General features: G+C 61.5%; 13 protein-coding genes and 1 pseudogene. 3 read left to right on the top strand and 11 right to left on the bottom strand.

Going from position 1 to position 11590, the window contains the following annotated elements; translation table 11 throughout:
* The coding region (locus JNL55_RS04175; protein WP_293849663.1) for an alpha/beta hydrolase at positions 1 to 423 on the bottom strand (423 nt) is incomplete at its 3' end.
* A gap of 191 nt (positions 424 to 614) precedes the next feature.
* Between JNL55_RS04175 and JNL55_RS04170 the strand changes: the two genes are divergently transcribed.
* Positions 615 to 1331: a YceI family protein gene (locus JNL55_RS04170; protein WP_293849661.1), complete on the top strand. Its 717-nt coding sequence runs from the start codon at positions 615 to 617 to the stop codon at positions 1329 to 1331.
* A gap of 1 nt (position 1332) precedes the next feature.
* Here the strand turns inward: JNL55_RS04170 and JNL55_RS04165 are convergent, their stop codons facing one another.
* The 5 genes from JNL55_RS04165 to JNL55_RS04145 form a co-directional block, all read right to left on the bottom strand.
* Entirely contained in the window at positions 1333 to 2466 is a 1134-nt protein-coding gene (locus JNL55_RS04165; RefSeq protein WP_293849658.1) for a dipeptidase, read from the bottom strand.
* A gap of 15 nt (positions 2467 to 2481) precedes the next feature.
* Complete coding sequence (locus JNL55_RS04160) at positions 2482 to 3003, bottom strand: GNAT family N-acetyltransferase (protein ID WP_293849656.1); 522 nt, start codon at positions 3001 to 3003, stop codon at positions 2482 to 2484.
* 2 nt (positions 3004 to 3005) lie between these two features.
* Positions 3006 to 3767 (bottom strand): ABC transporter permease, encoded by a 762-nt coding sequence (locus JNL55_RS04155; RefSeq protein WP_293849654.1) that lies wholly within the window; start codon positions 3765 to 3767, stop codon positions 3006 to 3008.
* The gene (locus JNL55_RS04150) at positions 3764 to 4687 is read right to left on the bottom strand and encodes an ABC transporter ATP-binding protein (RefSeq protein ID WP_293849651.1); all 924 of its coding nucleotides are present in this window, start codon (positions 4685 to 4687) and stop codon (positions 3764 to 3766) included. Before JNL55_RS04150 ends, JNL55_RS04155 begins: the two co-directional genes overlap by 4 nt.
* 108 nt (positions 4688 to 4795) lie before the next feature.
* Positions 4796 to 5710, bottom strand: coding sequence for a DMT family transporter (locus JNL55_RS04145; protein WP_293849648.1), 915 nt, complete (start codon positions 5708 to 5710; stop codon positions 4796 to 4798).
* A gap of 130 nt (positions 5711 to 5840) precedes the next feature.
* Here JNL55_RS04145 and JNL55_RS04140 point away from each other — a divergent pair, with 130 nt between their 5' ends.
* On the top strand, positions 5841 to 6884 hold the full coding sequence (locus JNL55_RS04140) for a cytochrome D1 domain-containing protein (protein WP_293849645.1): 1044 nt from the start codon (positions 5841 to 5843) through the stop codon (positions 6882 to 6884).
* Between the two features lie 6 nt (positions 6885 to 6890).
* Here the strand turns inward: JNL55_RS04140 and JNL55_RS04135 are convergent, their stop codons facing one another.
* The 5 genes from JNL55_RS04135 to JNL55_RS04115 all read right to left on the bottom strand — a co-directional run bounded on the left by JNL55_RS04135 (position 6891) and on the right by JNL55_RS04115 (position 10958).
* Positions 6891 to 7571, bottom strand: a complete 681-nt coding sequence (locus JNL55_RS04135) for an SOS response-associated peptidase (protein WP_293849642.1) — start codon at positions 7569 to 7571, stop codon at positions 6891 to 6893.
* Positions 7572 to 7657: 86 nt separating this feature from the next.
* A complete protein-coding gene (locus JNL55_RS04130; protein ID WP_293849639.1) occupies positions 7658 to 8158 on the bottom strand; it encodes a metallophosphoesterase family protein in 501 nt (166 codons plus the stop codon).
* A 73-nt stretch (positions 8159 to 8231) separates the two neighbouring features.
* A complete protein-coding gene (locus JNL55_RS04125) occupies positions 8232 to 9890 on the bottom strand; it encodes an RDD family protein (RefSeq protein ID WP_293849637.1) in 1659 nt (552 codons plus the stop codon).
* Between the two features lie 16 nt (positions 9891 to 9906).
* Positions 9907 to 10380 (bottom strand): hypothetical protein, encoded by a 474-nt coding sequence (locus JNL55_RS04120; RefSeq protein ID WP_293849635.1) that lies wholly within the window; start codon positions 10378 to 10380, stop codon positions 9907 to 9909.
* Between the two features lie 11 nt (positions 10381 to 10391).
* Positions 10392 to 10958 carry an RNA polymerase sigma factor gene (locus JNL55_RS04115; protein WP_293849633.1) on the bottom strand — a complete coding sequence of 189 codons (567 nt, stop codon included), beginning with the start codon at positions 10956 to 10958 and terminating at the stop codon, positions 10392 to 10394.
* Between the two features lie 140 nt (positions 10959 to 11098).
* Here JNL55_RS04115 and JNL55_RS04110 point away from each other — a divergent pair.
* Positions 11099 to 11590: pseudogene (locus JNL55_RS04110) on the top strand (hypothetical protein); the annotation flags it as partial.

Below are 11590 nucleotides of genomic sequence, written 5' to 3'. Positions count from 1 at the left end.
GCCGATGCGATTCTTCAGCACGTTCAAATCCGAGGCATGCGCTCGCAGCCACAGAATCGCCTGCTGCACATCCTGGAGCTGCGCCGGGACATGCCATTGCGGGGCGAAGCGGTACGACATGTTCAACACTACATAACCGCGCTCGGCCACCCGCTGGGAAATGCTGTCCATGTCCGCTCGCGAGCGGCCTTCCCAGCCGCCGCCATGAATCATGATCACCCCCGGGAACGGCCCGTTGCCGGCCGGCTTGTACAGGTCGGCCTTGAGTTCCTGCGGCCAGCCCGGCGGGGTGTAGACGAAATCCCGGGTCACGGTCACGTCCACCGGCCGCACCGACCCGATCCGGGCATTGCTCGGCCGCCCCTCGTGCGAGGCACAGCCGGTCATCAACAGCGCGGCCACCAGCAACGCAAGCCTGATCATGGGAACCCCTTTACAGCACGTTCGCCTGGTTCATTCGCGCCCCCGGAGGATTTGGAGGCACGCCGTTCAGTCTGGATCTTGCTCAACCGGCCCGGAATCGACTCAGAATATGTCAGCCGTGTCGGCCGGCGCTCTGGCGGCACGTCTTTAAATCACACGAGCCACAATCACACCGACCATGGGGATGACGGATGAAACGACTACTGGCACTCAGCTTACTAGCGGCGTTGGCCGCGTGTGCGCCTAAGCACGAGGCTGCGAAAGAATCGGCTGCGCAATCGGCGGCTGCACCGGCGACGCCGGCGGAAGAGCCGGTGGCTGTGCCGGCGGGGGCGTATACCATCGATCCGGCCCACACCAGCATTCTGTTCCGTGTCGATCATTTGGGCTTTTCGAATTACACGGCGCGCTTCAAGAAGGCGACGGCGCAGTTGCAGTTCGATCCAAACAATCTGGCGACATCGACGGTCACGGTGACGGTCGATGTCAAATCGTTGGAGACCGATTATCCCGATCCGGCGCAGCTGGACTTCAATGCCGAGCTGTTGGGCGAAGGTTGGTTGAACGCAGTGAAGTATCCGGAAATCACATTCCGTTCCGTCAGCGTCGAGCCGACTGGTGCGCGCACCATGCGCATCAACGGCGAGCTCACGCTGCGGGGCGTGACGAAGCCGATGGTGTTGGAAGCACGATTCAACGGCGGCTACGCCGGCCATCCGATGGATAAGAACGCCCGCATCGGTTTCTCTGCCACCGGCGTGCTGAAACGTTCCGAGTTCGGTATCACGTACGGCATTCCCGCGCCCGGTACCAAGATGGGCGTGAGTGACGAAGTGAACGTCATCATCGAAACCGAATTCTCCGGCCCAGCGTGGACTGCACCGACCGAAGCCAGCGGCGCGAACTAACTTACCCGCGCCACACTTCCGAGAACACGCGCAGCAGATTGCGGCCCAGAATCTTCTCGATCCGAGTCGAGCTGTGGCCGCGATCGGCGAGCATCTGGGCGAGCGTGTCCAGGCGATTCGGCGTGTTCAAATCGTTGGCGAATAGATAGCCGTCTTCGGTTTCGCCGGGCGCGGCGATGCCAGCTTCTTTGCGTTTGCGGGTGGTGTCGGCGAAGGCGTCTTTGTATTTCTGATCGATCACGGCGGGCGAAACGGTCCCGTCTGTGCCGATGGATACATGATCCTCGCCGGCCACATTGATCATATGTTCCAGATGTCGAACCACGTCGGCGCCGGTGGGCTGCTTGCCGCCGGCCAAATACGGCATGACGAACACGCCGGAAACACCGCCCTTATCGGCAACCGCGCGCAGTTCGGCATCGGTGCGATGACGAGGATGATCGGCGACGGCGGCTGCGCCGGTATGCGTGAACGCAACGGGCTGCTTCGACGCGCGAATCGCATCGGCTGACGTCTGTCGACCGCAGTGACTGAGATCGACCAGCATGCCGAGCGAGTTCAGTCGTTCGATAGCTTCGATACCGGTGCGGCTCAAGCCAGCATTTGCAGTTTCCATACAACCATCGCCAAGCAAATTGCGACGGTTATAAGTTGGCTGCACCACGCGCAGACCCAGCAGATGTAAATCTGCGAGTAAATCCAAGTCGGTTTCGAAAGCCACGCCGTCCTGCACGCCGTAAATCAAACCAGTGCGCTTGGCTTTCTTGGCCGCGGTGATGTCGGCTGCGGTCCGGATTCTGACGAACGTGTCGGGATGGCGCGCGATCTCGCGATCCATGTTGAGCATGCTGCGAACCGCGTCTTTGAAGGCTTCATCGGGCGCGGTCGTGCCGACTGGTCCGATGGTCACGAGCACTGCAGTCAGTCCGCTATCGCGCACATCTTTGATGTGTGCCTCGGTGAGCGGCGCGCCGGGTTCGGCAGTGAGGCTGCCTGGACCGCCCAAGCCATCGATGACGATTGCGTTGCCATAGCCCTTCCACGGAGCGGCGTGCGCCCAACGCGTGGATAGCGTCAGCGCGGTTGCGCCGGTGGCAAGCAAGACAGTGCGACGGGAAAGCATCGGCGCGGTCATGCGGGGCTCCTTGTTTTACAGTGCGCGGCTCATTACGAAGTCATGCTGAGTTTCAGTACCGAGCTGGAAAGTCGTCGTGCCCACTTTCTCGAACCGGCATCTTTCATAGAAGCCGACAGCGTGAGCGTTCTGATCCCAAACACACAGCCACATCACAGCCGCGCCCAGCTCGGTGGCCCGCCCGGCGAGATGATCCATCATTCGATAGGCCACGCCTTTGCCATGTTGAGAGGCATCGACATAGAACCTCAGGACCTCTGAGCCGCGCTTCCCCGGCACGGCCGAGCAAGGCTTATCGACAATGAGCTGCGCGAAGGCGACCAGCTGGCCATCGATCTCGCCCAGCCAGCTCTCGCGACCGGCGTCTCTGATTTCCGCCAGCTGAATGTGTTCGCCGAAGGACTTGGAACAATGGTGCTCCATGTTCTCCGGCGTATTGAACTGAGCATACGTGTCGCGGAAGGTTTTCTCGGCGAGCGTCGCCAGCGAACTGGCGTCCCGGTCGGTAGCGCGACGAAACACAATTGCAGTCGTCATGATCAGGCTTTCAACCGGTAGCCGGTCTTGAACATCCACCAGATCACGATCAAGCACACCGTCATGAATAGCAACGTCATGCCCAGGCTGATGCCCACTGCGACGTCAGACACGCCGTAGAAGCTCCAGCGGAACCCGCTGATCAAATACACCACCGGATTGAACAGCGCGACCTTCTGCCAGAACGGCGGCAGCATGCTGATGGAATAAAAGCTGCCACCGAGAAAAGCCAGCGGCGTCACGATCATGATGGGCACGATCTGCAACTTCTCCCAGCCGCTGGCCCAAATGCCGATGATGAAACCGAACAAGCTGAAGGTCAGCGAAGTGAGCACCAGGAACGACACCATCCACAACGGATGCTCGATGCTGAAGGGAACGAACAGTCGCGCGGTCGCCAGGATCACCAGGCCGAGCATGATGGACTTGGTGGCCGCGGCACCGACGTAACCGACGACGATTTCCATCGCCGAGATCGGTGCCGACAGCACTTCGTAAATCGTGCCCGAGTAGCGCGGCATGTAGATGCCGAAGGACGCATTGGAAATGCTCTCCGTCAGCACCGATAGCATGATCAGTCCCGGCACGATGAACGCGCCGTAACTCACGCCTTCGATCTCGGCCATGCGCGAGCCGATGGCGGCACCGAACACCACGAAATACAGCGAGGTGGAAATCACTGGCGATAGCAGGCTCTGCACCAGCGTGCGAAACCAGCGGGCCAGCTCGAAGCGATAAATGGCGCTGACGGCGTAAGCGTTCATTGTTGATGCACCAAGCTGACGAAAATTTCCTCCAGCGAACTTTCGCTGGTGTGCAGGTCTTTGAAATCGATGCCGAGCTCGTTGAGTTGACGCAACAGGCTGGCGATACCGGTCGCGTCGGCCTGCGCGTCGAACGTGTAGATGAGCTGCGTGCCGTCGGCGGCCAGCTCGACCTGGCGATTCGCCAGCTGTGTCGGCACTTGTTGCAACGGAGTTTGTAGATGCAAGGTGAGCTGTTTGCGGCCCAGCTTGCGCATCAGCACGTTCTTGTCCTCGACCAGAATGATGTCGCCCTTGTTGATGACGCCGATGCGGTCGGCCATCTCTTCGGCTTCTTCGATGTAATGGGTGGTGAGGATGATGGTGACGCCGTTGTCCCGCAGCGAGCGCACCATGTCCCACATGTCACGTCGCAGCTCGACGTCGACGCCGGCGGTGGGCTCGTCGAGAAACAAAATCTGCGGTTCGTGCGACAACGCCTTCGCAATCATCACGCGACGTTTCATGCCGCCGGACAGTGCCATGATCACGCTGTCCTTCTTGTCCCACAGCGACAGGTCGCGCAGCACTTTTTCCAGATACGCGGTGTTGGGAGCTTTGCCGAACAGGCCGCGGCTGAAATTCACCGTCGCCCAGACGGTTTCGAACGCATCGCTGCTGAGCTCTTGCGGCACCAGGCCGATCTTGGCGCGCGCGGCGCGAAATTCTTTGCGGATGTCGTGGCCGTCGGCGGTGACGCTGCCGGAGGTGGCATTGACGATGCCACAGATGATGCTGATCAGCGTGGTCTTGCCGGCGCCGTTCGGGCCCAGCAATGCAAAGATTTCACCTCGGCGGATGTCGAGGTCCACGCCTTTCAGGGCCTGGAACCCCGACGCATAGGTCTTGACCAGGTTGCGAACCGAGATGATGGACTGCACGCTTCACTCCGATGCTCGACCGTGATGGGTGCGAGGGCCGCCATTATAGTGAGTTCGGCGTCGTCACCGATGCACGGAGCAAATTCCGCTTGGTCACGAATGCGGCGGCTAAGCCGACCTGACCGCCGGGCGCCGCGCCAGCACCCAAACGCCGGCCAGCACCAGGCCGGTCCCGAGCCCGGTCCACAGGGTGAAGGGCTCACCCAGGATCAGTACGCTCAGCAGGATGGTGGACATGGGCCCGATCATGCCGATCTGCGCAGTGATGCCGGCACCGATGCGCTCCAGCGCCATCATGGTGATCAGCACCGGCACGAAGGTACACAACACCGCGTTGAGTGCCGACAGCCAGAGCACTTCCGGCGCGACGATCATGGCCGCCGGTGGCTTGAGAATAAAGAACTGGCCGATGCACAGGATACAAGCGATGGTGGTGGCCAAGCCGGTGACCCGTAACGCGCCCAAGCGGTGGACCGCCTCGCCGCTGTATACCAAGTAAAGCGCGTAGCTCACGGCGCTGCCAAACACCAGGGCGGCGCCGAGCGCGATATCCGATCCGGCCTGGACATCGTGGCCGAACACCAGCAGCACGCCGATGTAACTGACGCCCAGTGCCAGCCATTGCCGCCGCGTCACGGCCTTTTTGAAAAGCAGCTTGCCGGCCAGCAGCACGATGGTGGGATTCAAATACAGGATCAGGCGTTCCAGGTTGGCGTTGATGTACTGCAGGCCGGCGAAATCCAGATAACTGGCCAGGTAATAACCACAAAATCCCAGGCCGAACAGCGTGCGCCAGTCGCGAGCGCTGGGGGAGGGCCGGCCGCGTCCCGCCCACCATGACAAGATCAGGAACAGCGGCAGCGCGAACAACATTCGATACATGATGGTCGTGGTCGCATCCACGCCGTATCGATACGCCAGCTTGACGATGATGGCCTTGCACGAAAACGCGATGGCGCCGGCGCCGGCCAGCAGCACGCCGGTTAGCAATCGACGCGGCTCGGCTACGGCAGGCACATTCATGGGCTGGGGTACAATCGGAACGCTGTAACGAGCGACTGATTCTAGCTAACGGCCGCGGTGAGTGAGCACGCAATTCACGGCGGCAGAATCGTCAATGGCGATGGGACCTCGAGACGCTGCAGGAGTCATCATGAAATATATGTTCGCACCGGTGTTGCTGGCCCTGAGTTTCGCTGCAGCCGCCGTCGCGGCGCCAAGCGGCACGCTGCTGGTACTCAACAAATCGGATGACACGGTGTCGTTCATCGATCTGGCCAGCAATCAGGTGAAGGCGACCTTGCCCACCGGCGACGCGCCGCATGAAGTGGCTGTGTCCGGCGATGGCAAAACCGCGGTGGTCGCGAACTACGGCGACTCGGCCAATCCGGGCAAGACGTTGACCGTCATCGACGTGCCGGGTCAGCAAGTGTTACGCACCATCGATCTCGGCGCGTATAGCCGGCCGCACGGCATCGTCTGGCTGCAAGGCGATGAAGTTGCAGTGACGGTCGAGGCCAGCAAAGCGCTGCTGATCGTCGGCGTCACTGAAGGCAAAGTGAAACAGGCGGTGGCCACCGATCAAGTCGGTTCGCACATGGTCGCGGTCAGTCCCAAACATCGGCGCGCGTTCACGGCCAACATCGGTTCGGGCTCGACCACCGTCATCGATCTGGCAACTAACAAACGGATTACCGACGTGGTGACCGGCAAGGGCGCTGAAGGTATCGCAGTGTCGCCGGATGGCAGCGAAGTGTGGGTGACCAATCGCGACGCCAACACGGTGTCCATCGTCGATCCGCAGACATTGAAAATCACCGCGACCTTGCAGCCGGGCGAAATCCCGATTCGGGTCAAGTTCACTCCGGACGGCACACGTGCGCTGGTGTCCAATGCCAAGTCCGGCGATGTGGCTGTGTTCGATACCGCGACCAAGAAAAAGTTGGCCAGCATTCCCATGCAAAAAGACGGCGAGAAGCTGACCAACGGCGAGGCTCGGCCGCTGGTGTCTCAGTTCGGTACCGGACCGGTGCCGGTGGGCATTTTGATTCCGGACGCGTTGTCGCTGGCCTTCGTGGCCAATACCAACGCGGACACGATTACGGTGATCGATCTGAATTCGTTGCAGATCGTGAATCGTCTCAAGGCCGGGCGCGAGCCCGATGGCCTCGGTTACACGTCACTGTCGATCAAGTAGTAACCATCAGCCGTACCGCACCGGGTGGATCAACCGCTCATCGTTGAACCTGAGTGAGTTGATCCTCGGGCTGACGGCATGCGTCACCATTCTTTCTTGTGGGTACGTGCGTAGCAGCGACCGCGCGCGAGCGGTCGATCCTCGCAGCCACGGTTCGTATTCGCTCTTGTGCAGGATGGCTGGCATTCGTCGCGACGTGTTGTGAACGTCGGCCAGCAGCTGATTCGCTTCCACCGTCAGTAGCGCGCAGCTGTCGATCACGTCGTCTTCGTCTTTGTTTACGCTGCGATCCCAGATCGCGGCCACTCCGAACACCGAGCGATTCACCAAGCGCGCGAAGTAGGGCTGCAAGTATTGATGCGGCGTGAGTTGCCAACCGTAGAAGCCTGAGATCGGCACGATGCAGCGTTGACTCCGCCACCAGGCGCCGCTGAATGCCTTGTTACGATCCAGTTCATCGGTGGGCGCATTGGTGGTGCAAGCCTTGAGCGGATCGCCCTCAGCCCACTCGGGGATCAAGCCCCAGCGCATCATCACCCCTTCGACCTCGCCGTCATGCAGGCGCACCACCGGGACGTTGTTACGGGTGGAGACGTTGTAGCTGGGCTCGAAACGCCACCACGCACGCAGCTGTGGAAACTCGCGTTCCACGGCAGCTTGATTGGCTATGACGACTCGCTCGCACATGACGGAGGCCGACAATGGGGGACGATTCGATATTCGCAGCGACTCGGCAACTGGAGTCGCGCACGGCGCGAACCGGTCCTGATTCGTTAGTGGGGCAGACGGATCTCGATGATCTCCGCGCGCACGGCGGTATCGGTGATGTACAGCTTGGCCAGCGCTATCGGCAACCGAAAGCGCCGCGGCCCGAGGCTGCCCGGATTCAGGAACAACACGCCGTCGCGCTCTTCGACTTCGGGTTTGTGCGAATGGCCGCTGATGACCACGGCAACGCCGGCCGCCGACGGGCTCATGTCGATCTTGGCCAGCTCGTGCAGCACATGAATGGAATGGCCGCGGATCTCGAACAACAACGATTCGGGAATGGCTTCGGCCCAGCTGCCTTTGTCGTTGTTGCCGCGGACCGCGCTGACCGGCGCCAGGGTCTGCAGTTTTTCCAACACGTTCGGCGAGCCGATGTCGCCGGCGTGAATGATCCGTTCCACGTCGCTCAGATGCTTGAGGGCTTCCGGACGCAGCAGGCCATGTGTGTCGGAGACCACGCCGATGACTGTCTGGTCCGGCGCGTCGGGCGAGTTAGCAGCTTCCATTGACTATTCAGCGAACGAGGACAACAGCTCGCCACTGTAAAGCCTGCCGCGGCTGAATCCAACCCGGTTCGGATCAGCGGGTCAGCGGTTGATTGCGCGGCACGCGCACCACCACCGTGCCGGCGATCTTGTCGTGCCAGGTCTGGCGGTTGCTGTCGAATACCATCCAGATGAAGCCGAGGCCGGCGGGGATGATGGACAGGAAACATCCCAGCGCGCGTACCACTGCGGTTTCCCATTCGATGTCGCGGCCGTCAGTACGTACCACACGCAAGTTACAGATGATGCCGCCGATGGTGGTGCCCCGCAGTTTCCACATCAACGCACCGTAGCCGGCCAGCACCACTGCGAAAAAGTGCTCAGTGGGTTCCAGCCAGTTCACGATGATGGCGATCAACAGAATGTCCAGGATCAGCGCGCCCATGCGCAGCCAGAAGCCTGCGCGCGGCAGACTGTTGAGCTCGGCGTTGGTCGGATGGAACTCCGACGACGACGGCGGTGGCGGCACGGTGCTGCCATCGCCGACGATGCCAGGTGCGACGGCCGGAGCTTCCGGATCCAAAGAAACATTGCCTGCGGCGGCGGCGGCGGCCGGAGCGGCAGGCGCACTATTCGAGCGCATAGCCAACATCAGCGTGTACACCACCACGCCCAAGCCCAGTGCACCGATCAGGTTGGACACGATGAAGCCGAACACCGGCACCGTGTACAACAACATCACGATCAAACCGCCCAACAAAGTGGCGACCGCGATGTGACCGAACGCACCGATGCCGGTGAGGCGAGTGATGCGTCGTCCAATTGTGGCCAGCACCACGGCCTTGCCAAACAAGGCGGCGCACATCAGGCCCAGCGCGAGGAAGGGCACCAATGCAATTCCGATGACGGTGATGAGCAGCACGACGATCAGCACTGGCGACAACAACACAGCCACGACTGACGCGATTACCGATTGCACCGGTCGCTCTTCCAGCGTGTCGACACAACGCTGCATACCTTGATCGAACATCAAAGCCAGCAGCACATACATGCCGAGGAAGCCGAAGGCCAGCCACCAGGCCCAGGCGATGCCGGAATCGAACGCCAGCGGGCGGCCGTACATCAGGCATTTCTCGAACCAGGGCTTGAGCCAATCCAGGTTGCCTAGCTTCTGACCGAACGCAATTTGTTGTTGCCCGCCGCGGATGGTCGCGGCCGGATCGCGCGTGATGGTGCCGCCCATCGACACGACTTCGCCATCGACGACGGCGTTCGGACCCAGCTTCACGTTACCGAACAGCGCAACTACGTCCTGACCGACTTCGTTGTCGACAAACACGTCGCCGAACAATGCGACCACGGCTTCGCCTACTGGACCAGTCGCGGTGGCATTGCCACCGAGTGCCATCACTACTTCGCCGACTTCACCGGCAGCGCTCGCCGAGCCGAGGATCGAGATCACCGAATCGGCGTAATCGCCGGCGGGCAACGAAGAGTCGTCACCGACATGAATCAGAACTTGTTCGTGGTGGCGATTGAGGCGTCGCTCGATACGACGCTCGAGTCGTTCGGCAGCGGCGATTTCATCCTCTGCGCGTTCGATTTGCTGGTCGGCGCGTTCGACGGCGAGATCGCCTTCGCGTTCAGCCGCAGTGGCCGCCGGTGGCGCGGGTTCCTGCGCTTGAGCTGGGTGAATACCGCTCAGGCAAGTCACCGTCGCGAACAGGATCAAGGTTTGAAGCACACGATTCATACAACACCAAGCGCCGTTAGCGGGTCGCATACAAGGTTCGGTACGCAGCTGCGCTGACACCGAACAACGTGAGATAGAGCGTGGCGAGCACAGTCAGGCCGCCGTAGATCCACAACGACGGCAGACCGCGCAACGCGGCGCCGAAGGTGGAGAACAACGCGGGAATCCAGGAAACCTCGGCGAACAGCGCAGCGCTGCGCACACTCGGATCGATCGGGCCGCCGGCCACCAGCGAGCCGGCTTCCAGCACCAGCTTGATGAGGCCCACCGATGCCACCAGGAACAACACACGCGCCAGCATCGGCCAGCTGGAGAAACTGCCATGCCACCAAGGTGCAGCCGCGCGTCGCGCGATCTCCGCCATCACGTTGTCTTGCAGGCTGGCCGGCGCACGCAGCGAAGGTTGGTCGCGCAGCGCCTTGTCGATCAGCTGCTCCAGCTGTCGTTCGCGGTCGTTACGATTCACAGGACGATTCAGGGGAGTGTTCATGAGGGCGGCCTTTAGAAACATTCCGCCGTGAGGCCGCGAGCGGCGAGGATCTTCGCCAGGGCTGCTCGTGCACGCAGGATGTCGATCTTCACTTTGGGCAGCGAAATACCCAGCTGCTTGGCAATCTCGTCGTAAGACATTTCTTCGAAGTGGTACAGCACCAGCGGCAGGCGGCGATGCTCGGGCAAGCGATTCAAGGCGTCGGCGACGATGGCGCGACGGGCGTCCGCATCCAGGTCGACGGCTTCGCCATCGGGCTGCGGAATGTCCATCTCCATATCGTCATCGGCGTCGTCGCTGCGCATTTCCGAGAAGAACCGCCAGCGACGGCGATACCGAGTGGCGTGATTCAGGGCCAGATTGCGCGCCACGGTCTTGAGCCAGCCGCCGGCGGCGGGGCTGGTCTGTAACTGCGCGAAGTTTTCATAGGCCTTCAGGAACACCTGTTGGGCGATGTCTTCGGCCGGGCCGTCGCGGCCGGTGATCCGCGCGGCGGTGTTGAAGACCATGTCCTGATAAGCACGCATGAAGCTTGCGAAGTCGTCCTGGCGTTGGGTGTCCGGGGGTTGCCTTGCCACGATGATGTCGTCGTTTAGCTTCAGAACACACCGCCACAGCCGAAGTTACAGGCTCGTGACGCGGCCCGCGCCGGACCCGCAAGGTAGCCCATTCGACCCTGAAAATGCGACGTAATCCGCACACTTACAGGGCTCAACTGATGGCCAGACCGGGCCCGGTTGCCTACACTGGGCCGCTGATGATTGCGACCACGTTTCGGACATCCCTGGTTCTGCTTCCGGCCCTGGCGCTGACCGCCTGCGCCGTGCCCAAGGTCAGCGAACCTGAGACCGTGGCGGTGCGCGCGAGCTCGCTCAATCCGGCCTATTCCTCGGTGAATGCTCAGGTGCTGAGCGATGCCGGCAAGGTCGACTACAGTTTCGCCGCCTCGCTGGATCCAGCCGCCAGCGCCGACACCCTGACCCGCTTACAGTCCTCGTACACCCAAAAGATGGGAGACGAGAACCTGCGCGTCGGCGATTCGGTCAGCAGCATCGGCATGTGGGGCACTTCGGTGCGCTATGGCGGCATGCAGTTCGGCAGCCGTTCCGAGACCCGCGACGACGTGATCGATTCCGGCAAGATGGCCAGTTCCGGTTTGGCCGTGTTGCCCACCGTGGCTGACGCCTTGTTCGCGTCTGCTGGCGCCGCC

It is taken from the genome of Steroidobacter sp. (genome assembly GCF_016790065.1).
GTDB lineage: Bacteria > Pseudomonadota > Gammaproteobacteria > Steroidobacterales > Steroidobacteraceae > Steroidobacter.
Note: the sequence above shows the minus strand (reverse complement) of the source record. Positions and strands in the feature narration are given on the sequence as shown.

Bases quoted from the DNA above. Each gene is read 5' to 3' on its own strand.
- JNL55_RS04120 (WP_293849635.1), bottom strand. From the start codon at position 10,380: ATGAACACTCCCCTGAATCGTCCTGTGAATCGTAACGACCGCGAACGA.
- JNL55_RS04130 (WP_293849639.1), bottom strand. From the start codon at position 8,158: ATGGAAGCTGCTAACTCGCCCGACGCGCCGGACCAGACAGTCATCGGC.
- JNL55_RS04135 (WP_293849642.1), bottom strand. From the start codon at position 7,571: ATGTGCGAGCGAGTCGTCATAGCCAATCAAGCTGCCGTGGAACGCGAG.
- JNL55_RS04170 (WP_293849661.1), top strand. From the start codon at position 615: ATGAAACGACTACTGGCACTCAGCTTACTAGCGGCGTTGGCCGCGTGT.
- JNL55_RS04160 (WP_293849656.1), bottom strand. From the start codon at position 3,003: ATGACGACTGCAATTGTGTTTCGTCGCGCTACCGACCGGGACGCCAGT.
- JNL55_RS04165 (WP_293849658.1), bottom strand. From the start codon at position 2,466: ATGACCGCGCCGATGCTTTCCCGTCGCACTGTCTTGCTTGCCACCGGC.
- JNL55_RS04125 (WP_293849637.1), bottom strand. From the start codon at position 9,890: ATGAATCGTGTGCTTCAAACCTTGATCCTGTTCGCGACGGTGACTTGC.
- JNL55_RS04155 (WP_293849654.1), bottom strand. From the start codon at position 3,767: ATGAACGCTTACGCCGTCAGCGCCATTTATCGCTTCGAGCTGGCCCGC.
- JNL55_RS04140 (WP_293849645.1), top strand. From the start codon at position 5,841: ATGAAATATATGTTCGCACCGGTGTTGCTGGCCCTGAGTTTCGCTGCA.
- JNL55_RS04145 (WP_293849648.1), bottom strand. From the start codon at position 5,710: ATGAATGTGCCTGCCGTAGCCGAGCCGCGTCGATTGCTAACCGGCGTG.